The sequence below is a fragment of the Actinomycetospora soli genome (assembly GCF_021026295.1).
Classification (GTDB): domain Bacteria; phylum Actinomycetota; class Actinomycetes; order Mycobacteriales; family Pseudonocardiaceae; genus Actinomycetospora; species Actinomycetospora soli.
The window spans coordinates 307,162-329,520 of record NZ_JAJNDA010000006.1 but is presented as its reverse complement, the minus strand read 5'-3'; the positions used below and the strand labels follow the sequence as shown (position 1 = coordinate 329,520).

The 22,359-nt window shown below is 73.3% G+C and carries 22 protein-coding genes; 13 read left to right on the top strand and 9 right to left on the bottom strand.

The features are described 5' to 3' along the window. Window positions 1-10: 10 nt before the first annotated feature. Together LN037_RS12575 and LN037_RS12570 are read right to left on the bottom strand one after the other, a co-directional pair. Window positions 11-757 (bottom strand): IclR family transcriptional regulator, encoded by a 747-nt coding sequence (locus tag LN037_RS12575; RefSeq protein WP_230752861.1) that lies wholly within the window; start codon window positions 755-757, stop codon window positions 11-13. Further along, window positions 754-2,193 (bottom strand): APC family permease, encoded by a 1,440-nt coding sequence (locus LN037_RS12570; RefSeq protein WP_230752859.1) that lies wholly within the window; start codon window positions 2,191-2,193, stop codon window positions 754-756. The genes LN037_RS12575 and LN037_RS12570 overlap by 4 nt, the downstream gene beginning before the upstream one ends. Window positions 2,194-2,442: 249 nt before the next feature. Between LN037_RS12570 and LN037_RS12565 the strand changes: the two genes are divergently transcribed. Next, entirely contained in the window at window positions 2,443-3,888 is a 1,446-nt protein-coding gene (locus LN037_RS12565) for an APC family permease (RefSeq protein WP_230752856.1), read from the top strand. Next, the gene (locus tag LN037_RS12560) at window positions 3,885-5,783 is read left to right on the top strand and encodes a primary-amine oxidase (RefSeq protein WP_230752854.1); all 1,899 of its coding nucleotides are present in this window, start codon (window positions 3,885-3,887) and stop codon (window positions 5,781-5,783) included. Before LN037_RS12565 ends, LN037_RS12560 begins: the two co-directional genes overlap by 4 nt. Window positions 5,784-5,823: 40 nt before the next feature. On the opposite strand, the gene LN037_RS12555 is transcribed toward LN037_RS12560, so the two are convergent. Together LN037_RS12555 and LN037_RS12550 are read right to left on the bottom strand one after the other, a co-directional pair. After that, window positions 5,824-7,473, bottom strand: coding sequence for a DHA2 family efflux MFS transporter permease subunit (locus LN037_RS12555; RefSeq protein ID WP_230752853.1), 1,650 nt, complete (start codon window positions 7,471-7,473; stop codon window positions 5,824-5,826). Between the two features lie 103 nt (window positions 7,474-7,576). Continuing rightward, window positions 7,577-8,446: a C40 family peptidase gene (locus LN037_RS12550; RefSeq protein ID WP_230752851.1), complete on the bottom strand. Its 870-nt coding sequence runs from the start codon at window positions 8,444-8,446 to the stop codon at window positions 7,577-7,579. A gap of 497 nt (window positions 8,447-8,943) precedes the next feature. Here LN037_RS12550 and LN037_RS12545 point away from each other — a divergent pair, with 497 nt between their 5' ends. The 5 genes from LN037_RS12545 (at window position 8,944) to LN037_RS12525 (ending at window position 12,300) form a co-directional block, all read left to right on the top strand. Then, window positions 8,944-9,396, top strand: coding sequence for a GNAT family N-acetyltransferase (locus LN037_RS12545; protein ID WP_230752849.1), 453 nt, complete (start codon window positions 8,944-8,946; stop codon window positions 9,394-9,396). A 9-nt stretch (window positions 9,397-9,405) separates the two neighbouring features. Further along, window positions 9,406-10,023, top strand: a complete 618-nt coding sequence (locus LN037_RS33540; protein ID WP_230752847.1) for a carboxymuconolactone decarboxylase family protein — start codon at window positions 9,406-9,408, stop codon at window positions 10,021-10,023. Further along, window positions 10,020-10,718 (top strand): class I SAM-dependent methyltransferase, encoded by a 699-nt coding sequence (locus LN037_RS12535; RefSeq protein ID WP_230752844.1) that lies wholly within the window; start codon window positions 10,020-10,022, stop codon window positions 10,716-10,718. The genes LN037_RS33540 and LN037_RS12535 overlap by 4 nt, the downstream gene beginning before the upstream one ends. A gap of 41 nt (window positions 10,719-10,759) precedes the next feature. Next, window positions 10,760-10,990, top strand: a complete 231-nt coding sequence (locus LN037_RS12530) for an MbtH family protein (RefSeq protein ID WP_230752842.1) — start codon at window positions 10,760-10,762, stop codon at window positions 10,988-10,990. Between the two features lie 62 nt (window positions 10,991-11,052). Then, window positions 11,053-12,300, top strand: a complete 1,248-nt coding sequence (locus LN037_RS12525) for an amidohydrolase family protein (protein WP_230752840.1) — start codon at window positions 11,053-11,055, stop codon at window positions 12,298-12,300. Here the strand turns inward: LN037_RS12525 and LN037_RS12520 are convergent. From LN037_RS12520 to LN037_RS12510, 3 genes are all read right to left on the bottom strand, one after another. After that, the gene (locus tag LN037_RS12520; RefSeq protein WP_230752836.1) at window positions 12,297-12,656 is read right to left on the bottom strand and encodes a hypothetical protein; all 360 of its coding nucleotides are present in this window, start codon (window positions 12,654-12,656) and stop codon (window positions 12,297-12,299) included. The genes LN037_RS12525 and LN037_RS12520 overlap by 4 nt on opposite strands. A gap of 66 nt (window positions 12,657-12,722) precedes the next feature. Next, window positions 12,723-13,355: an acetate uptake transporter gene (locus LN037_RS12515; protein WP_230752833.1), complete on the bottom strand. Its 633-nt coding sequence runs from the start codon at window positions 13,353-13,355 to the stop codon at window positions 12,723-12,725. 131 nt (window positions 13,356-13,486) lie between these two features. Next, window positions 13,487-13,996, bottom strand: coding sequence for a mycothiol transferase (locus tag LN037_RS12510; protein ID WP_230752830.1), 510 nt, complete (start codon window positions 13,994-13,996; stop codon window positions 13,487-13,489). 160 nt (window positions 13,997-14,156) lie between these two features. On the opposite strand from LN037_RS12510, the gene LN037_RS12505 reads away from it, so the two are divergent. Together LN037_RS12505 and trpS are read left to right on the top strand one after the other, a co-directional pair. Then, window positions 14,157-14,837 (top strand): hypothetical protein, encoded by a 681-nt coding sequence (locus tag LN037_RS12505; RefSeq protein ID WP_230752828.1) that lies wholly within the window; start codon window positions 14,157-14,159, stop codon window positions 14,835-14,837. Between the two features lie 219 nt (window positions 14,838-15,056). Beyond that, the gene (trpS, locus tag LN037_RS12500; RefSeq protein ID WP_255693998.1) at window positions 15,057-15,980 is read left to right on the top strand and encodes a tryptophan--tRNA ligase; all 924 of its coding nucleotides are present in this window, start codon (window positions 15,057-15,059) and stop codon (window positions 15,978-15,980) included. On the opposite strand, the gene LN037_RS12495 is transcribed toward trpS, so the two are convergent. Continuing rightward, the gene (locus tag LN037_RS12495) at window positions 15,971-17,806 is read right to left on the bottom strand and encodes a DUF222 domain-containing protein (RefSeq protein ID WP_230752825.1); all 1,836 of its coding nucleotides are present in this window, start codon (window positions 17,804-17,806) and stop codon (window positions 15,971-15,973) included. The genes trpS and LN037_RS12495 overlap by 10 nt on opposite strands. Before the next feature lie 163 nt (window positions 17,807-17,969). Here LN037_RS12495 and LN037_RS12490 point away from each other — a divergent pair, with 163 nt between their 5' ends. Beyond that, window positions 17,970-18,257 (top strand): hypothetical protein, encoded by a 288-nt coding sequence (locus LN037_RS12490; protein ID WP_230752824.1) that lies wholly within the window; start codon window positions 17,970-17,972, stop codon window positions 18,255-18,257. A 15-nt stretch (window positions 18,258-18,272) separates the two neighbouring features. Here the strand turns inward: LN037_RS12490 and LN037_RS12485 are convergent, their stop codons facing one another. After that, window positions 18,273-18,860: a hypothetical protein gene (locus LN037_RS12485; protein ID WP_230752823.1), complete on the bottom strand. Its 588-nt coding sequence runs from the start codon at window positions 18,858-18,860 to the stop codon at window positions 18,273-18,275. Between the two features lie 291 nt (window positions 18,861-19,151). On the opposite strand from LN037_RS12485, the gene LN037_RS12480 reads away from it, so the two are divergent. From LN037_RS12480 to LN037_RS12470, 3 genes are read left to right on the top strand one after another with little or no spacing between them, the layout of a single operon-like run. Beyond that, a complete protein-coding gene (locus LN037_RS12480) occupies window positions 19,152-20,102 on the top strand; it encodes a GDP-L-fucose synthase family protein (protein WP_230752821.1) in 951 nt (316 codons plus the stop codon). Then, window positions 20,099-21,082: a GDP-mannose 4,6-dehydratase gene (gmd, locus tag LN037_RS12475; protein ID WP_230752820.1), complete on the top strand. Its 984-nt coding sequence runs from the start codon at window positions 20,099-20,101 to the stop codon at window positions 21,080-21,082. The genes LN037_RS12480 and gmd overlap by 4 nt, the downstream gene beginning before the upstream one ends. Beyond that, the gene (locus tag LN037_RS12470; protein ID WP_230752818.1) at window positions 21,079-22,341 is read left to right on the top strand and encodes a lipopolysaccharide biosynthesis protein; all 1,263 of its coding nucleotides are present in this window, start codon (window positions 21,079-21,081) and stop codon (window positions 22,339-22,341) included. The genes gmd and LN037_RS12470 overlap by 4 nt, the downstream gene beginning before the upstream one ends. Window positions 22,342-22,359 lie beyond the last annotated feature (18 nt).

The following is a 22,359-nucleotide window of genomic DNA, read 5'->3' as shown; positions in this document are numbered from 1 at the left end:
CGGATCGGTCTCAGGCCAACAGGGGACCCAGCTCCGCCGCATGCGCCCGCAGGACCTCGACGAGGTCGTCGTTCGGTGCGGCCACCCGCGCCGCGGGACCGGTGAGCGCGAGGCCCGCCACGAGCCGGCCGTCCCCGGGTGCACGCACCCCGACGGCCAGGCACCCGTGCTCGGCGCGGAACTCCCCGCACTGCCGGGCCAGCCCGGTCGCCCGGACCTCCGCGAGCCGTCCGGCCAGCTCCCGCGGGTCCACGACGGTGTGCGGGGTGAGCCGCGCGGCCCCGGTCGCGGGCTCGTCGTCGTGCTCGGCGAGCAGCAGGCGCCCGAGGGAGCTCGCGTGCAGGTGGCGGGAGAGCTCGCCGGCGTCGACGGGCGGGTGGTCGGGGTCCGGGTCGAGGAACACCAGCCGGTGCCCGAGGTAGCCCGCGAGGTGCGCGCCCCAGCGGACCCGGGAACGCAGCCGCTCCATCACCGCGCGGGCCGCGGTCGGCGTGGTCACGGGGGTCGGCGCGAGGTTCGCCGCGCGGCGCCCGAGCGCGAAGCCGCGCAGGTCGGGCAGCCGCACGAGGTACTCCTCGGCGACGAGGAGGTTGAGCAGCCGGTAGGTCGTCGCGGGCGGGATGCGCAGCTCGGCGGAGATGTCCTTCGCGGTGGTGCCGATCCCGGCCGCCGCGACCGCCTCGAGGATCGCCAGCGCGCTGCGCACGGCCTGGGGCTGGCGTCCGGTGATCGTCCGCGCCGCCTCCGTGGGGCTCATCGCGCGCGGTCCGCGGGGTGCAGGTCGGCCGCGGTCGTCTCGTCGTAGACGCCCATCCCGTCCAGCTGCGCGGCGTGCGTGCGGCGCAGCGCCACCCACCCCGCCCCGGCCGCGAGCACGACGATCCCGACGGTCACCGGCAGCAGCGGCCCGGCCGACCGCCACAGGGCCACGACGATCACGACGGCGAGCACCGGCACCGCGCACCAGGACGTCACGACGACCGCGGGCGTGAGCTCGCCGATCCGGCGCAGGAAGCGCGGGGCGGCGAGGCAGACCAGCAGGTAGGCGGCCAGGAAGCCGACCGTCGCGACGGCGAGCAGGCCCCCGAGCAGGTCCTGCGGCGCCACGCCGGCCAGCGTCCCGACGACCGGTGGCAGCGCCAGGAGCGGCACGCTCAGTCCCACGGCGGCCGCCGGCGTGAGGTGGCGGCGGTGCGTGCGGCCCAGCACGGCCGGGGCGACGCCCTCGCGGGCCAGGGAGAACAGCACCCGCACCAGCGTGTTCAGCGCGGCGAGCGTGCACGCGCCGAACGAGGCGATGATGCCCGCGTCGAGCAGCACCGGCGCCCACGTGCCGATCACGGCCGCGCCGGGCCCGCCGTCGGGGCCGACCACCGTCAGTGCCGGGAGCACGGCCGGCGCCGCGAGGTGGACGACCATCGCGACCAGGTAGAGCAGCGCCGCGCCGCCCGCCGTCACGGCGACCGCGCGGGGCACGCTGGCGAACGGGCGCCGGGCCTCGACCCCGAGCGCGGTGGCCGAGTCGAAGCCGATGAACGCCGCGACGGCCGGCAGGACCCCGGCGGCGACGCCCGTGAGCCCGCCGGGCGGCAGCGGGGGCGGCGGGGGACCGGCCGGGGCCCGGACCGCGAGCGTCACGAGCACGACCAGGATCAGCGCGATCGACGCGCCCTCGACGACGAGCATGACCCGTCCCGCGAGCCGGACCCCGCGCACCGCCAGGGCGGCGATCGCGGCGCTGAGCACGACGACGACCGCCACGCCCACCGCGGTCGTGTCCACCGGCCACAGGCGTTCGACCAGCGCCCGGGCGTACCAGGACGCGCCGACCAGCGCCGCCGCCACGAGCAGGGCGTAGCCGAGCACCATGGACACCGCGCAGGCGTACGCGCCGCCCGGTCCGAGGCCCTTGGCGGTGAAGCTGTAGAGCCCGCCCGCGGCGGCCATCCGGCGGGCGAACACCGCGATCGAGGCGACGACGAGCCCGACCAGCACCGCGGCGATCGCCACCGACCACGGCGCGTCGCGCCCGGCCGCCGCCGTCACGAGCAGCGGCACCGCGGCCATCGCCCCGGCCGGCGCGGTGGTGGCGACGGACTGCGCGAGCACCCCGAGCGGCCCCAGCTCGCGCCGCCGCAGACCGGCCACGGGCGACCGGGCCCGCACCCCGGGCACGCCTCGCGTCGATCGCACGGCCGTACCGTAGGCCCAGCACGGGACCGGGGGAACGGTCGCGAACGAGAATCCGTTCCCGACGATTCTCGTTCGGGACGCCGGGGCGGCCTCCCGTTCCCCGTTCGGAGAATGCGGAGTTCCGCCGCGCGATGTCCGCGGGAATGCGCCGGGGCGTGCTCCCGCAGTTCCGTACCCGTCCTTGACCGCGCGCCCGCGGTCTCGCCAGCGTGACCCGCGACATATCCGTCGTCGGAACAGGAGCGCGCGATGGGCGCACCGGCAGGTCGGTTGTCCGGAACCCTCGGGGCCGGGTCGATCGTGTTCATGGTCGTCGCCGCGGCGGCCCCGCTCACCGTCATCGCGGGAGCCGTCCCGCTCGGGATCGGGGCGGGCAACGGCGCGGCGTTCCCCGCGATGTTCGTGCTCTGCGCGGTGGTGCTCGCGTTCTTCGCGGTCGGCTTCTGCGCGATGAGCCCGCACGTCCCCGACGCCGGCGCCTTCTTCACCTACATCCGCGCCGGGCTCGGCCGTCCGCTCGGGCTCGGCGCCGCGTTCCTCGCGCTCGCCACCTACGCCGCGGTGCAGGCCGCCGTGTTCGGGTACGTCGGCGCGGCGCTGGACGAGCTGGTCACCGGCTTCGGCGGCCCGAGCGTGCCGTGGTGGGGGTGGACCTTCCTGCTGATGGCCCTCGTCGCGGTCCTCGGCTACCGCCACATCGAGCTCTCGAGCCGGGTGCTGGGGGTGCTGCTGGTCGCCGAGATCGCCGTGGTGCTGGTCCTCGACGTCGTCGTCGCGGCCTCCGGCGGCGGCCCCGAGGGCCTCTCGACGGCCTTCCTGCAGCCCGCGCAGATCGGCTCGGGCGCCGTGGGCATCGCGGTGATGTTCGCGATCGCGAGCTTCATCGGCTTCGAGGCGACCGCGGTGTTCCGCGACGAGGCCCGCGACCCCGACCGCACCATCCCGCGCGCCACCTACCTCGCGCTCGCCGTGGTCGGCGTGTTCTACGCGCTGTCGAGCTGGGCGCTGGTCTCGGCGTGGGGCGACACCGCGGTGGTCACCGAGGCCGCCACGAACCCGGGCACGATCCTCGTCTCCACGGTGGACGCCTGGCTCGGCCCGGTCGCGGGCCACGTCGTCGCCGTCCTGCTCGTGACCAGCATCTTCGCGGCGATCCTGTCCTTCCACAACGTCGCCGCCCGGTACTGGTACGCCCTCGGCGGCCACCGCGCGCTGCCGGAGGCCTGCGGGCGGACCCACGCCCGCCACGGCTCGCCGCACGTCGCCTCGCTCGCGCAGTCCGGCCTGTCCTTCGTGATCATCGCGGTCTGCGTGGTCGCCGGTCTCGACCCGGTGGCCCAGGTGTTCGCGTGGGCGGCCGGCGTCGCGACGCTCGGGCTGCTCGTGCTCATGGTCGTCACCTGCGTGGCGGTCCTCGTCTTCTTCGCCCGCACCCGGGCCGACCGCCGGCTCTGGCACACCCGGGTCGCGCCGACCCTGGGCCTCGTCGGGCTCGCGGTCTGCCTGGTGCTGACGATCGCGAACTTCCCGACCCTCATCGGCGGGTCCACCGGCCTCGCCCTCGCCCTCGGCGGCGTGCTCGCGCTGGTCACCGCGGTCGGGATCGTCGTGGCGCTGGTCCGCCGCGACCCCGCCCCGGCCCCCGCACCCGCCGTCGTGACCCCCGACCCGACGTCCGAGAAGGAGCTCGCATGACCGCCACCGTCGCCACGGTGACCCACCCGCTGGAGATGCCGACCGAGGCCGAGTACGCGGCCGTGCGGGAGGTGCTCGTCGAGGCCGGCCTGCTCACCGACCGCGTCCGCTACTGCTTCGCTGACCTCGAGGAGCCCGCCAAGGCCGATGTCCTCGCCTTCACCGCGGGCGACGTCGTCGAGCGACGGTTCCGCGTGGTGCTGCTCGACCTCGACTCCGGCCGGTCCTGGGACACCGTCGTCTCCGCGACCCGCCGCGAGGTCGTCTCCGGCCGCGAGCTGGACCCGGCGCGCGACGGCCAGCCGCCGATCATCGACTCCGAGTTCGAGCCGATGGACGACATCCTGCGCGCCGACGCCCGCTGGACCGACGCGCTCGCGGCCCGCGGCATCGACCCGATGACGGTGCGGGCCGTGCCGCTCTCGGCCGGGGTCTACGACTATCCCGACGAGGTCGGGCGCCGGATGGCGCGCGCGTTCGGCTTCCGGCAGGACGGTCCGGACGACCACCCGTGGGCCCACCCGATCGACGGGCTCGTCGCCTACGTCGACCTCACCAGCCGCACCGTCGACCGCGTCATCGACCAGCAGCACGTCGCCGTGCCGGACGTGTCGGGCAACTTCCAGGACCCCGCCGTGCAGGGCCCGCCGCTGGACTCGCTGAAGCCGATCGAGATCACCCAGCCCGAGGGGCGCAGCTTCACCGTCGAGGGCAACCACGTGCGCTGGGGCAAGTGGGACCTGCGCTACGGGTTCAACGAGCGCGAGGGCCTGACCCTGCACCAGGTCGCGTTCGACGGCCGCCCGATCGTCTACCGGGCGAGCGTCGCCGAGATGGTGGTGCCCTACGCCGATCCCGCCCCCGTGCGGTTCTGGCAGAACTACTTCGACTGCGGCGAGTACATGTTCGCGCGGTACGCGGATTCGCTGCGGCTCGGGTGCGACTGCCTCGGCGACATCCACTACACCGACGCCGTGATCGCGGGCGACGACGGGAATCCCCGCACGATCACGAATGCGATCTGCATGCACGAGGAGGACTACGGGGTGCTGTGGAAGCATTCCGACCTGTTCTTCACGCAGGCCTCCGAGGTCCGTCGGCAGCGCCGGCTCGTCATCTCGTTCTTCGTGCCGATCGGCAACTACGACTACGGGTTCTACTGGTACCTCTACCTCGACGGCACGATCCAGCTCGAGGTGAAGGCGACCGGCATGGTGTTCGCCTCGGCGACGCCGGGGGACTACGCGGCCGAGGTCGCCCCCGGTCTCGGCGCGCCGTTCCACCAGCACCTGTTCTGCGCCCGGCTCGACATGACCGTCGACGGCGTGCACAACGCGGTCGACGAGGTCGAGGCCGAGCGGGTGCCGATGGGGGAGGGCAACCCGTACGGCAACGCCTTCCGGCGCAAGGTCACGCGCCTGTCCACCGAGCAGGGCGCGCAGCGGGACAACGACGGGTCGGTGGTGCGGACCTGGCACATCGTCAACCCGGAGAAGCGCAACGCCGTCGGGCGGCCGGTGGGCTACGCGCTGCACCCGGAGAACAAGGCGACGCTGCTCGCCGACGAGCGCTCCTCGATCCACGCCCGTGCCGGGTTCTCCACCCACAACCTCTGGGTGACGCCCTACGCGGCCGACGAGCGCTATCCCGCCGGGGACTTCGTCAACCAGAACCCGGGCGGGGACGGGCTGCCGCGCTGGACGCAGGCCGACCGGGACGTGGACGGCGGCGACATCGTCGTCTGGCACACGTTCGGCACGACGCACTTCCCGCGCCCGGAGGACTGGCCGGTGATGCCGGTCGAGTACACCGGCTTCACCCTCAAGCCGGTGGGGTTCTTCGACGCCAACCCCGCGCTCGACGTGCCGGGTGCGCGGGGCGCATGTGAGCACTAAGGGTCGCTATAGCGACCCTTAGTGCTCACCTGCGGAGCACCTAGTGGGCCATCGTCGGTCCGTCCGACGGCGCCGGCTTCCCGTGTCGCAGCATCAGGGCGAGCGGGACGCCGAGCGCCGTCAGGATCGCGGTGACGTAGAGCAGGTCGTTCATGGCGGTGACGAACGACAGGCTCTGCAGCCGGGAGTACATCTGGTACTCCATCATCATCCCGCCGGCGCCCGCGCTCCCGTCCGGCATCGAGGCCAGCCCGGTGCGGTCGGCGGAGGCCTGCGCCTGCTGGATCGTCATCATCGCGGTCATGGCGGCGAGGCCGATCGCCGACGAGGCGCGCTGGACCAGCGTGTTCACCGCGCTGCCGTTCTCGGAGAGGAACGAGGGCAGCGAGCCCAGCCCGCCCGTCATGATCGGCATCATCGCGAGCCCGATCCCGGCGGCGCGGGCGGCGAGCAGCAGCTCCAGGTGGCCGTGCGAGACGTCGATCGTCATGCCCGCGAGCTCCCACGTCGTCCACGCGACGATCGCGAGGCCGAGCGCGGCGGGGACGCGGGCGCCGATCTTGTCGTAGATGAAGCCCGCGGCCGGCATCACGAAGGCCATCACCAGCGCCTGCGGCAGCAGGAGCAGGCCGGTCTCGAAGGCCCCCAGGCCCTGGTACTGCTGCAGGAAGACCGGGATGTAGAAGAGCACCCCGAACAGGCCCATCGAGATGATCGCGATGAGCAGCAGCGAGTTGGTGAACGGCCAGTGCGCGAACACCCGCAGGTCGAGCAGCGGCTCGTCGACCTCGAGCTCGATCACCACGAACAGCGCGAGGGCCAGCACGCCGACGGTCAGCAGGATCAGCGTCGGGTAGGACGTCCAGCCCCACTTCGGGCCCTCGTGCAGGGCGAGCAGCATGGAGAAGAGGCCGACCGCGACCGCCGCGAACCCGGGGACGTCGAGCTTCTTGCCCTGCGTCCGGGAGAAGGTCGGCAGGAAGAAGATCGCCGCGAGCACGCCGACCACGCCGATCGGCACATTGATGAAGAAGATCAGCCGCCAGTTGACGTACTCGACGAGGTAGCCGCCGAGGGTCGGGCCGATCGCGGGCGCGAAGATGATGCCCAGGCCGTAGATGCCCATCGCGGCACCCAGCTTGTCCTTCGGCACGATCTTGTAGAGCGCGGCGAGGGCGACCACCGGGATCACGCCGCCGGGGATCGCCTGCAGGATGCGGAACGCGATGATCGAGTTGATGTCCCACGCGAACCCGCACAGCGTGGAGAAGATCGCGAAGAAGATCATCGCGATCGTGTAGACGCGGCCGAGCCCGTAGCGGATGCCCAGCCAGGCGCTCGCGGGGACGACGACGCCCTCGGCGAGCGAGTACGCCGTCGACACCCACTGCATCTCGTCGGTGGTCGCGCCGAAGTCGTTCTGCATCGTCGTGATCGCGACGTTGACGATGCTGATGTCGAGCACCGACATGAACATCCCGGCGACGAGCACCAGGAGCGGGATGATCCACGGGTTCCCGCCGCCGGTCCCCGTGCCCGTTCCCGACGACGGGTCGGGGCGGGTCGGGGAGGCCGGCTCCGGGGAGGCCGCGGGCCGCGCCGGCGCCGATGTGGTGGTCGCCGTCGCCGTCGCGCGCGGGGCGTCCTCGACGGTCGCGGTCCGGGCGTCGAGGCCGGTGTCGGTCGACATGCCGCCTCCTGCGTCAGCGATCTCGGTCGGGGGCCACTGTTCGTGGTACCCGCTCCATCGCGAATGTGGCAGTGAGTGTCAGCAAGTATCGCCGAGAGCTACATCACCGGATGCGGCCGAACGAGTAGTCCCCGAACAGGTTGCCCAGCTTCACGGACTGTCCCGTCTCGGGCGCGGTCCACATCTTGCCGCCGCCCGCGTAGATCGCGACGTGGTAGATGCTGTTCTCCCCGCCCATGAACACGAGGTCGCCGGGCTGGGCCTGGCTCTGCGAGATGTGCTGGGCCTTGTCGTACTGCTGCTGGGCCGTGCGGGGCAGGCTGATGCCCATCTTCCCGAACACGTACTTGGTGAGCCCGGAGCAGTCGAAGCCGCTCGGCGTGGTGCCGCCCCACTCGTAGGGCACGCCCTTGAACTCCGAGGCCTGCGCGACGATGCGCTCGCCGAGCGAGCCGAGGCTCGCCGGGGCGGCCGCGGCACTCTTCTTCTCGGCGGCCTGCTTCTTCGTGGTGGCGGCCTTCTCCTGCGTGGCCTTGTCCTGTGCGGCCTTCTCCTGCGCGGCCGCGGCCTTCTGCGCCGGGGACACCGACTTGACGGCGGGCGCGGCCGCCGGGGCGGCGGCCAGCGACACCGGCGCGACGGTGGCGGCGCGGGGCGCCGGGACCGCCGCGGCGTCGGGGGAGGAGACGGAGAGCAGGTTGGTGCCCGTGCTCGCGACGTCGGTGTCGGACAGCGACGGGAAGGTGCCCGTCGAGCCGGCGACGGCCGCGGCGCTCGCCGTGACCAGCGCGGCGGCGATACCGGCCCGGGTGAGCGAGCCGGTGGTGGTGCGCAGCGGGCGCAGCGACGGATCGACGGTGTCGTGCCCCGGCGCGGTGCGGGGAGCGCGGCGACGGGCCGGGGTGGCCTCGAGGGCGACCGCACCGAGCGGGGCGGTGACCGGACTGCCGGCGACGGCGGCGTGACGTCCCATGGGGAGAACTCCTGGCCGGACACGGTGGTTCGGGGTCCACCGCTCCCGTCCTGCGGCCGCTCGGGCGGACCTCGGGCCGCTGGGGATCGGCTCGGGGGACCGCACGCGGTCGTCCCTCGCTCGTCGCCCGGGGAGCGGGTCACCGGGACGGGTCGGTGACCCGGGCGAGGAGCGCGGTGGCCCACCGGGTGGCGAGCCGGTCGAGACCGTACCGAGACCTTTCCGTGACCTGCAGCCCGCGCGATCCCGGTCGCGGGGCTCCCGTTCGTCGCCCGGTCGCCGCAGGAGGTGACCGTCCGGCGCCGACCCGCCGACACCCGTCGTCGGGAAGTGGGGGTTAACTGGGCCGCGTGGAGCAGGAATCCGGCGAACGGCCCCGTCGTGCTTCGCCGGGTCGCGTCGCTCCTGCCCCGTCTGTCCGGTTCCGTCCGTCGCGCCGGGGGGTCGTCGGGCCGCGCCGAGCGGCAGGCGTGGGGCCCGGGTCTACCGTCGCGGGCGTGAGCGACCCGAACACCGTCACCATCGAGATCGTCGAGCGTGTCGACGACGCCCTGCTGGAGGCGGTCCGGCGCCTGCTGCCGCAGCTGTCGCGCTCGGCGGCCTTCGACGAGCAGACGATCGCCTGGGTGGTGCAGCACGAGGCGTGCACGCTGTTCACGGCGTCCGTCGACGGGACGGTGGTCGGGGCGCTGACGCTCGTGACCTACCCGCTGCCGACCGGGCTGCGGGCGCACGTGGACGACGTGGTCGTCGACGACGCGGCGCGGGGGCGCGGGGTCGGCGAGACGCTGGTGCGGGCGGCGCTCGACCGGGCCGTCGAGGTCGGCGCGCGCACCGTCGACCTCACGTCACGCCCGTCGCGTGAGGCCGCGATCCGGCTCTACGAGCGGTGCGGGTTCGTGCGGCGTGACTCCACCCTCTTCCGGTGGACGCCGCCCGAGGCGGGGTAGTCCGTCGTCGTGAACGATCTCCCCGCGGCGGACGCGCAGGACTGGGGCGGGCGACTGCCCCGCAACGAGTCGATCGACCTGGACGACGACCAGCAGGCCGCCGCCGAGCGGGTCCGGCAACGCCAGAAGGTCTGGGCCGAGCGGTCCGGGTTCGCGGCCACCGACGACCAGGGCGGGCTCATCGGCCCGTTCAACGCCTTCGTGCTGCGTCCGGGGCAGGGCGCCGGGTTCAACCAGTGGGTCGCGAACGACCAGCGGAACTCCTCGCTGCCCGCGCCGATCCGGGAGGTCGTGATCCTCACCGTCGGCGTCGCCTGGAACGCGGCGTACGAGATCTACGCGCACGTGGCGGTCGCCCGGTCGGTCGGGCTCTCCGAGACCGTGATCAAGGGGCTGCGCACCGGGTCGGTGGAGGGCTTCACCGGCGCCGAGCTCGCCGCCCACCGCTTCACCGCCGAACTCGTGCGCGAGCACCGGGTGGCCGACGCGACCTACGCCGCGGCCGCGGCCGCGTTCGGGCGGGACGGGGTGCTCGACATGGTCCACCTCATCGGCATGTACCTCGCGACGTCGGCGCTGCTCAACGCCTTCGAGGTGCCCGCCCCGGAGATCCCGCCGGCCCCGTGAGCGACCCCTACGTCGAGCATGGCGCGGCCTACGCGGCGCACAACGCCGTCGCGCCGTACAACGCGCTCTACGAGCGCCCGGCGCTGCTCGAACTCGCCGGCGACGTGGCCGGGCTCGACGTCCTCGACCTCGGGTGCGGGCCGGGGGTCACGACGGCGGCGCTGGTCGGGCGGGGTGCGCGCGTCACCGGCGTCGACGGGAGCGCCCCGCTGGTGGCGCACGCCCAGGGGCTCTCCGACGCCGCCTTCGTGGTGCACGACCTGGCCGCGCCGCTGCCGTTCCCTCCCACGACCTTCGACCTCGTCGTGTCGGGCCTGGTGCTGCACTACCTGCCGGACTGGTCGGCGGTGCTCGGCGAGGTGGCCCGGGTCCTGCGCCCGGGCGGGCGGCTCGTGGCGAGCGTCCACCACCCGCTCACCGACGTCGACATCCCGAGCCTCGAACCGCACGGCACCTACCTGGAGAGCTATCGGGTGGCGGACACGTGGCGCCTGGGCGACGAGGACGTCGTCGTCCGGTTCTTCCACCACCCGCTCGGCGCGATGACCGCCTGGATCGCGGGGGCGGGGCTCGCCCTGACCGACCTCGTGGAGCCGCGGCCGCAGGCGGTGATGGCCGAGCGCGACCCCGAGGCGTACGCACGGCTCACCGCCCGGCCGGCCTTCCTGCTGCTCGCCGCCCGCCGCGTGGGTTAGGGTCGCCTTACCTTGCCGACTCTGCTGGAGGTCGACGCGCCATGACCAATCCGTTCGACGACGAGGACGGCCGCTTCCGCGTGCTGGTGAACGACGAGGACCAGCACAGCCTGTGGCCGGTGTTCGCCGAGATCCCGAGCGGCTGGACCACCGTGTTCGGCGACGGCCCCGAGGGTGCGGCGCGCTCCGAGTGCCTCGCCTACGTCGAGGAGCACTGGACCGACCTGCGTCCCCGCAGCCTGCGCGAGCGCCTGGCGGCCGACGCGTCCTGACCGCCCCGACCCGTCGTCGGGAAGGGTTCCGGCGACGCGGCACCAGCGGCAGACTCGGCCCGATGGGGACGACCATCGTGGGCGCGCGGGTGTTCGACGGCGAGCGGTCGCTCGGACCGGCGACGGTGGTCGTCGACGACGCCGGGACGATCGGGGCCGTCGAGCCGGGGGAGCGGGAGCCCGCCGAGGGGGAGGTCGACGCCCGCGGGGCGACGCTGCTGCCGGGCCTCATCGACGCGCACGTGCACCTGCGCGGCGCCGGCAACCTGGGCCAGGACCTGCGGCACGGGGTGACCACCGTGCTCGACATGTTCTCGGCCCCGCCGCAGTTCACGGCCATGCTGCGGCGCCGGGCGGCGTCCCGGGACGACGAGGCCGACGTCCGCAGCTCCGGGCTCATGGCGGGCGCGGTCGACGGCTGGCCCGCCGTCATGCTGCCGCCCGACCCGACCGGGTGGCGCATGCCCGGGCTGTCCGGCCCGGACGACGCCGAGCGCTTCGTCGCCGACCGGGAGCGGGAGGGCTCGGACTACCTCAAGGTGTTCGTGGAGAACGCCGCGGACGTCACGCGGCCCACGCTCGCCCCGGAGACGGTCGCGGCGGTGTGCGGGGCGGCGCGCCGGCGCAGGCTCATGACGGTGGCCCACGCCCCGACGCGGTGGGCCTTCGACACCGCCCGCGCCGCCGGGGTCGACGTCCTGACCCACCTGCCGCTCGACGGTCCGGTGGAGGCGGCGGGCGAGCTGACGGTGGTCCCGACGATGACGATGATGGCCGCGCTCACCTCGCACGAGTCGGTGCGCGACCTGCTCGCCGACCCGCGGCTCACCGCGCGGCTGCCCGACGAGGTGGTGGCCGGGCTCGAGGCGGGCGACCGGGGCGGGCTCCCGACGTCGTCGGCCACGGGCGCCTCCTACGCGCACGCGCAGGACAACCTCGCCCGGCTCCTGGAGGCCGGCGCGACGATCGTGGCGGGCACCGACGCCAACGACGTCCCCGGGCGCCCGGCCGCCGTGCTGCACGGTGCGTCGATGCACCTCGAGCTCGAGCTGCTGGTGCGGGCGGGGATGTCGCCGGCTGACGCCCTCGCCGCCGCGACCTCGCGCGCGGCGGACGTCTTCGCCCTGACCGACCGCGGCCGGGTCGCCCCCGGACGGCGGGCCGACCTGCTGCTCGTCGACGGCGACCCGCTCACCGACGTCACCGCGACCCGCTCGCTGCGCACGGTGTGGCGCCGCGGCGTCGCCCACGACCTGTCCTCGCCCACCCACCCCCATCGCCGGGACGTGGTGGGGCCGGCGCGCCGCTAGGTCTCGTCGGTCTCGCTGTCGCCGAACACCAGGGTCGCCTGCCCGTCGCGCACCGAGGTGACGCGGTAGGTCACGTCGTCCAGGGTGTTCGACCCGCCGGCCGTGGAGGTGATCCGCGAGCCCTCGGAGCTCACGGTCACGGTGCGCGACCCGACGTCGGTGACGGTCATCGTGCCCGCGTCACCGAGGTCGACCACGGTGCCGGGCGTGGCCGTCACGGTGCACTGCGCGTCGGGGCACTCGACGGTGCGTGCCTCGTTCCCGACGGCGGGTGCGGGCTCGGCCGCGCAGGCCGTCCCTCCCAGGCCGACCAGACCCGTCGTCAGGAACAGTGCGAGACGTGGCAGGACCCCCATGGCGGCGGAGTCTGGCACCGCCGGTGTCACCGGGCGGACAGCGACCCGCCCGGTGACACCTGTGGGTTAGCGCGGCGCGGTGGGCAGGACCTGGCGGCCCCACGTGGCATTCGTGACGACCGCGAACGAGGCGTACCAGGCCGCGAGCGCGGTGAGGATGCCGACGAAGCCGCCGACCGTGGCGACCCCGTCGAGGCCGGTGAGGTCACCGACGGCGAGCAGCAGGAACGTCAGGAACAGCAGCGCGAACACGGCGATCAGCGCGCCGGTGGTGCGCAGCGAGGCGATGAGCATGTAGCCGGTGAAGATCGCCCAGCCGAGCAGGAACAGGCCCGCGGCCGTGGTCTGCTGTGCCTCGGGGAGGCCCGGCTCGACGAACTCGACGAACGCCGCGAAGGCGAGCCAGAACGAGCCGTAGGACACGAAGGCGGTCGCACCGAACGTGTTGGCCTTGCGGAACTCGAACAGCCCGGCGATCAGCTGCGCCAGCCCACCGTAGAACAGCGCGAGCGGGAGCACCGTCGGCTCCAGCGCCTCGGGGGCGAGGCCCGCGTTGAACAGGCTCAGGAGGAACGTCGTCAGCGCGAACGCCGCGAGACCGAGCGGGCCCGGGTCGGCGAAGGCCCGGGTCGGATCGGCGGCGTGCTCGTCCATCGTGGATGCGTGCACGGCGGCACGGCTCTCACTGGTCGTGGACATGGTGGTCCTCCCCGTCGGCGTGATGAATCGCCTCCGAGTTCCACCCTGCGTGCAATCTCAATCACATCGGTCGACGCTTGATCGAGAAATCGTGCGGGTACGGACGAAGCGGATCAACCTCCCGAGCGTGATCAACGGCGTCGGGCGATCCCCGCGACGTAGGCCGCCTGTCCCGCGTGCTGGATGTCGTCGTCCACGACGCTGATGATCCGGACCCCGCGCGTCACCGGCGGGTCCCAGGCGTCGTCGATGACCTCGTCGAGATCGTCGTCGGTGAGCGTGCGCAGGTAGTCGACCGTGCGGTCGTGCACGGCGTCGTAGTAGTTGAGGAGCATCTGCCCGTCGGTCACGTGGACGGCCGCGACCTGCTCGGTCGTGTGGCCGTAGCCGATCGACGCGGGGTCGAGGTCGAAGCCGAAGGCGTCCGCCCAGCCCTGCGAGGTGTAGGCCTGCTGGTGGCCGGCGAGGTCGGCGATGTGGTCGTCCTGCACGCGGGTCAGGTGCCAGACGAGCCAGCCGATCGGATTGGCCTCGTCGTCGAGCCGCAGGTTCAGGGCGCGCTCGTCCAGACCCTCCACCGCGCGGTGCACGTCGGAGCGGACCCGGCCGAAGGCGTCCACGAGGACGTCGGTGCTGTTCACGCCCCCCGGTCTACCCGCGGGCGCGCCGACGAGCACGGGTCGATCGTCGATGTCCAGCCCGGTCCACGCATCGAGTGGACCCTCGACCTCCCCCGCGCGTCGGGGTAACGACGCTCCGCACCGCCCCCGAGAGCAGCCCGTGCGACGAGAGGGGACGGTCATGACGACGGGGCAGCGGATGGTCAGGCGCTCGGCGGGAGTGCTCGCGGGGCTGGTGCTCGCGGGCGCGACGGTGGGGATCGGGACGGCTCACGCCGACGACATCGTGTGGGGCTGCCCGTCGGGCTACACGCTCGACGGTGACACCTGCCGGGGCGCGAACGGGTCGACGACCGGCGCGCTCGGCCTGCTCCCGGGCGACCTCGATCCCGTCACGGGGCAGGTGCTGCTCCCGCTGACGACCACGCCGGGGTCGTCGGAGCCGTCGAACCCGCCGTCGTCGGGAACCCCGTCGACCTCGCCGTCGTCGACTCCGCCGTCGTCGACTCCGCCGTCGTCGTCGGAGACCCCGTCGTCCGTGCTGCCGTCTGTGCTGCCGTCCTCCACGTCGCCGGCGCCGCGCCCGACCTCGCCGGCCGTCCCGGCGCCGCGGCCGACCTCGCCGGTGATCCCGCCCGTCGTCGTGCCGTGCCCGCGGCCCGGGACCGCCGCCGTCGTCGGGAACGCGGAGGTGGTGCGGACCGCCGCGGCGGTCGACGCGGCCCGGGCGCGTCTCGCGGCCGACATCCGACGTGGTGCACCGCCGGCCACGATCGCCGCGGACGGGCGGGCCCTCGCCGACGCGATCCGTGCGCACGCCGCGGCCCTGTCGGCGCAGCGGTCGACCTGCCCGACCCGCTGAGTCACCCGCCCGGTCCGGCCCGCCGTCCGGGGGCTGGGCCGGGCGGTGTGCGGCGTGGGATGCTCCGCGCCGTGTTCCCGTCCGTCTCGTGCTGGTGGTCGTCGCCCTCCCGGCGGCCCTGACCCCTGCACGCGGCCGCCTCACCGGCGGCCGACGCGCGACCTCCACGACGCGGACGACGACTGGTCGAGGTGGCCTCTCCCCCCGAGAGGACCTCCCATGACCGTCCAGCCCGTCGCCGCCCGCGACCGCACCGATCTGATGGCGCTGGTCGAGGCCGCCCCGCACCGCTACCGGGTGCTCACCGGTGACCGACCGACCGGGCCGCTCCACCTCGGTCACTTCTTCGGCACCCTGGCGCACCGGGTCCGTCTCCAGGACCTGGGCGTCGAGAGCTACATCGTCATCGCCGACTACCAGGTGGTCACCGATCGCGACGTCGCCGGCGACATCCCGGGCCACGTGCGCGAGATGCTGCTCGACCAGTTCGCCGCCGGGATCGACCCGTCCCGGACGACCCTCTTCACACACAGCGCCGTCCCGGCCCTCAACCAGCTGCTCCTGCCGCTGCTCTCGCTCGTCTCGGTCGCCGAACTGCTGCGGAACCCCACCGTGAAGGCCGAGACCGCGGCGACGGGCGACCGCGCCATGAGTGGGCTCATGCTCACCTATCCCGTCCACCAGGCGGCCGACATCCTGTTCTGCGGCGCGAACCTCGTGCCGGTCGGTCAGGACCAGCTCGCCCACCTCGAGATCACCCGCACCCTCGCGCGGCGCTTCAACGACCGGTACGGCCCGACCGCGCCCGTCTTCGTCCTCCCGGAGCCCCTCGTCGGTCGGGTCCCGACCCTGCTCGGCACCGACGGTCGCAAGATGAGCACCTCGCGCGGCAACGCGATCGAACTCCGCGCCACCGCCGACGAGACGCGCACCCTGATCCGTCGGGCGAGGACCGACGGCGACCGGCGGATCGCGTACGACCCCGTCGGACGGCCGGAGGTCGCCAACCTGCTCGAGCTCGCCATCGACGCCGCCTTCGGCGGTCTCGACGACGTGCTGGCCCGAGGGAACGACCACGCCAACCTCATCGCCGACCAGAAGCTGGAGCAGGTCCGCCGCGCGATGAACATGGCCTACACGTGAAGCCAGGGCCGGTTGTGTCGGGGTTGTCGGGTGGGGTCGAGCCATGTGGGGGGTCGGAACCAGGGCATGTGGTCGGTCATGTGGACGTCCCAGCCGCTGTGGTGGACGAGGTCGTGGTGATACCGGCAGAGGCAGACGAGGTTGTCGGGTTCGGTGTGTCCGCCGTTGGCCCAGTGGATGATGTGGTGGATCTCGGAGTGCCGGGCGCGTCGGCGGCAGCCGGGGAAGGCGCAGTGTCGGTCGCGGCGGGTGATGGCGCGGGCGGTGGCGGTGGGGATCGAGCGGGTTTTGCGGCCGACGTCGAGGACTTCGCCTTTGGAGCCGAGCAGCATGGGGATGATGTCGGCGTCGCAGGCCAACCGCCGCGCGGTGTCGGGGCGGATCCAGGTGGAGTCGCCGAGCAGCGCGAGTGCGGTGCTGGTGTCGGCGAGTTGTTGGCGCAGCGTCTCGTAGTCGAGGGTGACGGTGAGGGTGATGCGTTCCCGGCCGGGTAGCGCCATGGTGTCGACGTCCGGCGGGGTCCACGGCCGCTGTGGTGGCGACTCTCCCGGATCGGCCTCAGCCTCGGACCAGGACTCGGACTCGGGCTCGGGTTCGGGGGTGGCGCCGGAGCCGCTGCCGGCGGCACCGGTTCCGGCGTCCTGCTCGGAGGCGCCGGGGCCGAACATCGACGGCTCGTCGGCCTCGGCCGCAGGCTCGTCCGTGGCGGACGCTGCGGGCGCGGTGTTGTCGCCGTCGCCGTCGCCGTCGGGGAACGACATGGCCGCCTGCCCGGGGCCGGGCTCGGGGTCGGGTTCGTTGAGGCCGGCGTGGTGGCTGGCGGAGATCAGGTCCAACAACCCCGAGGCTTGCCGGGCCGGGAGGGAGCGGTCGGCCTCGTCGCGCGGGTCGTGCCCACGGTTCCCGTCGGCGGATTCCGGGGCTTCCCCGGTGTCGGGGTCGGCGACCACCGAGGACGCCGGAGCAGGCGTGGCGGCCCGGATCGCGTCGTCGAACAACGCCGCGGCGGCCCGTTCGCGGAGTACGAGTTTGGCGTGCAGGTCCCCGTTGCGGCGCTTGGTGTAGCGCAATTCGTTGCCCGAGGCGTCGTCGTCCTTCGGGGCCGCCCCGTCGGGGTCGAGCCGGTCCGCGATCACTCTGGCGGCCGAGAACAGTGCTTTCGGGCTGTGGGTGGTGGCCAGCGCGGCGAGCTGCTCCTCGGCCGTCGCCAGCACCGCCGGCTCCAAGCCGGGGACCGTGCCGAGGCGCTGCATGGTCTTGCGGATGATCTCGACGTGGTGCTCGTCGACCAGCCCGTCCTCGACCACCGCCGCGGTCGCCGGCAGATCCGCGGGGGTGGTGGCTCCGGTGGGGGTGACGGTCTCGCGCAGCGCGTCCGCCTGCCGCTCGAGCAGGCGCACCGTGGTGGGGTCCAGGCGCAGGTGGTCCTCGAGCAGCCGTGACATCCGCCGGTAGCCGGTCTCGTCGAGGACATCGCTGTCACGGATGGCGTTGATCGCCCGGTACAACCGGGCCCCCGCCACCCGTCGGGCCCGGACCGCGGCCGCGCCCTCAGCCAGCAGTGTCAGCGACTCCGCCGACACACCCTCCTCGGAGGACGCCTCGGCGTCCGAGACTCCCGGCACCGCCCACCCAGGCTCCACCGGCTCGATTGGCTCGGTGGCGAGTGGCGGCTCCTCCTCGTCATGGAAGGAGTACTCCGAGATCGGCGCGAGGGCGTCCTCGACCGCCCACGCCGCGAGCTCCTCGTCCGAGAGCGGCACGAACGGCGCATCGTCAGGCAGCGGCAGCCCCGTGTCGGGGTCCCACCCTGCCTCGATCGCCATGCACCCATCATCGAACACCAGTTCGACAAGATCCAGACTCCACTCGGAGCAACTTGATCGCGAACGGAGCAACGTCGCAGGTCAGGACCTCGGCGCGGTTCGTGTCCGAAGGCCTACCGAATCGTCACCTGCGACCTCGGCAGCGTGCCTAGCGTGCGGAGTCATGAGCGCGAACCCGTACGAGGTCTCCTGGGGAGCACCGCCGTGGGTGCGGGACCGGGGCCGGCAGCGTCGGCCCGGCGTGCTCATCGCAGCGATGGTCGTGGGCGCCGCACTGTGCACCGTCCTCGTGGGTCTCGCCGTCCTCGGTGGGAGCCCCACCGCGCGGTCGATCCCGGCCGAGCCCCGCCCCGCGCTGGGCATTCCGCTCACCGGACCCGTGTCGGCGGTGCCCGGCGCGCCGACCCCGGGCGAGGTCCTCGCCGACCTCCTCGCGCGATCCGCGCGGTAGCGCCGCGAGGAACCGTCAGGCCAGCCCGTAGCGCCGCTGCGTCGAGCGGCGCACGAAGCCGAGCGCGCCGATCACGGCCAGTCCGAGCTCGACGCCGCCGAGCACCAGGACTCCCGAGCCGGGTCCGCTCACGCCGGCGGAGAGCTGCGGGTCGAGCGCGCCCGCGCCCTGGCTCCCGGCCACCAGCGCGAGCGCGAGCGTCACCTGCATCCCCAGCGCCGCCGGGAAGGCCAGCCACGGCGTCAACCGTTCCCGACCGAGCACCAGGTCCACCACGGGCAGCAACGAGAGCACCCCGAAGGCGACGAGCAGCAGGATCGCCGGCCCGTCGACCAGCGTCAGCATGCTCAGGGCCGCCCCGTTCTCGTCCCGCGCCACGGGCAGGAACATCCCGACGATGCCCAGGAGGCAGAGCGCGAAGGCGGACCACGGCCGGCTCGTCGGACTGCAGGTGAGGAGCCACCACCGTGCCCGCCAGCGCAACCCGCGGGTGCCCTCCACGACGAATCGGTCGTGGGGCACCCGCTCGAGCGGGGACCGGGGACGGCGACGGACGTCGTCGTTCCCGGCGGACTCGTCGCGGGCGAACTCACCGGCCGACATGGGGGACCTCCCGCGGTGCGCACTCCTGGTCGCGCAGCGGCTACCCCGGGTTCACGAAGATCACGCAGACCACACGCGTCATCACACTCCGGCACCGCTGGTCGCTCCCGGGCCACCCGCTCCGGGGCATCGGCGCCAATAGACCGAGCGCACCAACCGCGTGCTCCTGACGGCCACAGCGTCATCCACCGTCTGCAGCCAGATGCAACCGGACGCGACCGCCGGAAGTGTGATGCGCTTCGGATGGACTAGCCGCTCGCGATGTCGCCACTCTCCGCTACCTTTTGGGGTATGGACGAGCTGGATCGTTCCGCGCGGGTGCTGGTGGCCGGGTCGGGTGGCCTGGTCGGTTCGGCGGTGGTGCGGGCGCTGGGGGCGGCGGGGTTCTCGGATGTGGTGGGGGCCCGGTCGGCGCAGGTGGATCTGCGGGACGCGGAGGCGGCACGGGAGTTCGTGACGGCGACCCGGCCCGACGTCGTGGTGGATGCGGCGGCTCGGGTGGGTGGGATCGCGGCGAACAACGCGCGGCCGGTGGAGTTCCTGCACGACAATCTGCGGATTCAGGCGAACCTGTTGGATGCGGCGCACGCGGCGGGGGCGCAGCGTCTGCTGTTCCTGGGGTCGTCGTGCATCTATCCGAAGTTCGCGGAGCAGCCGATCCGGGAGGATTCGCTGCTGACCGGGGCGTTGGAGCCGACCAATGATGCGTATGCGATCGCGAAGATCGCGGGGATCATGGGTGTGCAGTCGTACCGGCGGGAGTACGACCGGCGGTGGATCTCGGCGATGCCGACGAACCTGTACGGGCCGGGCGACAATTTCGACCTGGAGTCGAGCCATGTGCTGCCGGCGTTGATCCGGAAGTTCCACGAGGCCACCGTCGCCGGGGAACCGAGCGTGACGGTGTGGGGGACGGGGACGCCGCGGCGGGAGTTCCTGCACGTCGATGATCTGGCGGCGGCGTGTGTGCATCTGTTGGAGGCCTACGACGACCCGGCGCCGATCAATGTGGGCACGGGGGAGGACGTGACGATCGCGGAGCTGGCGTCGCTGGTCGCGGCGACCGTGGGCTTCACCGGCGAGATCGTCTACGACACGTCGCGTCCGGACGGGACGCCGCGCAAGGTGCTGGACGTCTCGAAGATCGCGGCGACGGGGTGGAAGCCGCGGATCGGGCTCACCGAGGGCCTGGCCTCGACCTATCGCTGGTACCTGGACAACGTTGTGGAGGGGGCTCGATGAAGCGGGCACTGATCACGGGGATCACGGGGCAGGACGGGTCGTATCTGACCGAGTTGCTGCTGTCGAAGGGCTACGAGGTGCACGGCATCATCCGCCGTTCGAGCACCTTCAACACGGGTCGCATCGAGCACCTGTACCAGGACCCGCACGATCCCGACCAGCGACTGGTGCTGCACTACGGGGACCTGACCGACTCGAGCCGTCTGGTGACGTTGATCGAGAAGGTGCGCCCGGACGAGGTGTATCACCTGGCGGCGCAGTCGCACGTGCGTGTGTCGTTCGACGAGCCGGAGTACACCGGGAACACCACCGGCGTCGGCACCGCCCGCCTCCTGGAAGCCATTCGCATGGTGGGGATCGAGACCCGCTACTACCAGGCGTCGAGCTCGGAGATGTTCGGGGCGACGCCGCCGCCGCAGAACGAGGAGACCCCGTTCTACCCGCGCAGCCCTTATGGGGCGGCGAAGGTCTACGGCTATTGGATGGCGCGGAACTACCGTGAGGCGCACGGGATGTTCGCGGTGAACGGGATCCTGTTCAACCACGAGTCCCCGCGGCGCGGGGAGACGTTCGTGACCCGCAAGATCGCTCGGGCGGCGGCGCGAATTGCGCAGGGCAAGGAGCAGTTCGTCTACCTGGGGAACCTGGACGCGGTCCGGGACTGGGGGTACGCCCCGGAGTACGTGGAGGGCATGTGGCGGATGCTGCAGGCCGACCAGGGCGATGACTACGTGCTCGCGACCGGGACCGCGACCACGGTGCGCGAGTGGGTCGAGTACTGCTTCGGCGCGGTCAACCTCGACTGGGACAAGCACGTCCGCTTCGACGAGACCTACCTGCGCCCGACCGAGGTCGACGCCCTGATCGGGGACGCCACCAAGGCCGAGAAGATCCTGGGCTGGAAGGCACAGACCATGCCCGACCAGCTCGCCCGCATCATGGTCGAAGCCGAACTGAAGGATCTCGACGCCGCCCGATGAAGGGTGGGCTGGGGCTCTTCCTGGGGCGCGTCGGGGGTGTGGCGGGCGCGCTCGTCGTCGGGCAGGTCGTGCTCGGGTTGACCTTCGTGGTCGGCGCGCGCTCGATGTCCCCGACGACCCTCGGTCTCATCGCGACGTGCGCCGCCATCGGTCAGGTGGCGGCGACCGTCGTGGACTTCGGGCTGATCAACTACCTGGTCCGCGAGACGGCCTCGGGACGGATCACGAGCGACCGGGCCCGCGCCCTCACGGCGGCCAAGCGGCCCTGGGCCCTGGCCGTGCTGCTCGTCGTCGGGATCGGGTCGAGTCTCCTTCTCGCCCCGTCGCCCGGCGTGGGACTGATCCTCGCGCTCGTCGGCGCGGGGGTGTGGGAGGCCCAGAACGCGAACGGGCTGCTGCGGGCCCGCGAGCTCTTCGCGAAGGCGTCGACGGGGCAGATCGTCGGTCGCGTCGGCGGCCTCGTCGCGGTCCTCGTGCTCGCCCTCGCCGGGGCCGGCGACTACGCGCTCGCGACCGCCATCCCCCTGTCCTTCCTCCTCGAGGCCGTCCTCGACCGCGTGTTCCTGGGCCGGGCGGTCGAGCGTCACCGCGGGACGGCCGGGGAGATGGTCACCGCGCACCGCGAGTCGGTCGGGTACGGCATGGCGACGCTGGCGGTCTCGGCGCAGCAGCTCGACACCCCCCTGGTGACGGCGGGTGGCGGCGCCTACGAGGGCGGTCTCTACGCCGCGGCCGGACGTCTCATCGGTCCGCTGAACTTCCTGGCCAACTCGGTCGGCCTGGTGGCCGGGCCGTGGCTCGCGCGCGCGGGGACCGACCCGGCGGCGCTGCGGGGCGAGGAACGGCGGGTCCTGCGCGTGAGCCTGGCCCTGTGCGTCGCGCCGCTGCTGCTGGCGGTCGTCGGCCCGCCGGTGATCCCGCTGCTGCTGGGGGAGGAGTACCGCAGCTCCGGCACGGTGTTCGCCGTCCTGGCCGTCGGAGCGGTGATCGTGACCCTCAACCAGCCGTTCGCCGTGATCCTGCAGAACCGCGGGCGGCCGCAGACGGTCGCGGTCGGCATCGCGGTCGGTCTCGGTGTCGGCCTGGTGGCGACCTTCGTGCTCTCGACGCTCGGCGGCGCCGTCTGGGCAGCCGTCGGCTACGTGATCAGCCAGTTCGTCATCTTCGTGCTGCTCGGGCTGGGCGCCCGCCGCGCCCGGCGGGACGGGGTCATGGCCGCGGCTCCGGCCACCACGAGGGACGCCCCCGAGACCTCCTGACCGCGGGGCCGGGTGGCC

Bases quoted from the DNA above. Each gene is read 5' to 3' on its own strand.
- LN037_RS12575 (WP_230752861.1), bottom strand. From the start codon at position 757: ATGAGCCCCACGGAGGCGGCGCGGACGATCACCGGACGCCAGCCCCAG.
- LN037_RS12565 (WP_230752856.1), top strand. From the start codon at position 2,443: ATGGGCGCACCGGCAGGTCGGTTGTCCGGAACCCTCGGGGCCGGGTCG.
- LN037_RS12560 (WP_230752854.1), top strand. From the start codon at position 3,885: ATGACCGCCACCGTCGCCACGGTGACCCACCCGCTGGAGATGCCGACC.
- LN037_RS12555 (WP_230752853.1), bottom strand. From the start codon at position 7,473: ATGTCGACCGACACCGGCCTCGACGCCCGGACCGCGACCGTCGAGGAC.
- LN037_RS12550 (WP_230752851.1), bottom strand. From the start codon at position 8,446: ATGGGACGTCACGCCGCCGTCGCCGGCAGTCCGGTCACCGCCCCGCTC.
- LN037_RS12530 (WP_230752842.1), top strand. From the start codon at position 10,760: ATGACCAATCCGTTCGACGACGAGGACGGCCGCTTCCGCGTGCTGGTG.
- LN037_RS12525 (WP_230752840.1), top strand. From the start codon at position 11,053: ATGGGGACGACCATCGTGGGCGCGCGGGTGTTCGACGGCGAGCGGTCG.
- LN037_RS12520 (WP_230752836.1), bottom strand. From the start codon at position 12,656: ATGGGGGTCCTGCCACGTCTCGCACTGTTCCTGACGACGGGTCTGGTC.
- LN037_RS12515 (WP_230752833.1), bottom strand. From the start codon at position 13,355: ATGTCCACGACCAGTGAGAGCCGTGCCGCCGTGCACGCATCCACGATG.
- LN037_RS12505 (WP_230752828.1), top strand. From the start codon at position 14,157: ATGACGACGGGGCAGCGGATGGTCAGGCGCTCGGCGGGAGTGCTCGCG.
- trpS (WP_255693998.1), top strand. From the start codon at position 15,057: ATGACCGTCCAGCCCGTCGCCGCCCGCGACCGCACCGATCTGATGGCG.
- LN037_RS12495 (WP_230752825.1), bottom strand. From the start codon at position 17,806: ATGGCGATCGAGGCAGGGTGGGACCCCGACACGGGGCTGCCGCTGCCT.
- LN037_RS12490 (WP_230752824.1), top strand. From the start codon at position 17,970: ATGAGCGCGAACCCGTACGAGGTCTCCTGGGGAGCACCGCCGTGGGTG.
- LN037_RS12485 (WP_230752823.1), bottom strand. From the start codon at position 18,860: ATGTCGGCCGGTGAGTTCGCCCGCGACGAGTCCGCCGGGAACGACGAC.
- LN037_RS12480 (WP_230752821.1), top strand. From the start codon at position 19,152: ATGGACGAGCTGGATCGTTCCGCGCGGGTGCTGGTGGCCGGGTCGGGT.
- gmd (WP_230752820.1), top strand. From the start codon at position 20,099: ATGAAGCGGGCACTGATCACGGGGATCACGGGGCAGGACGGGTCGTAT.
- LN037_RS12470 (WP_230752818.1), top strand. From the start codon at position 21,079: ATGAAGGGTGGGCTGGGGCTCTTCCTGGGGCGCGTCGGGGGTGTGGCG.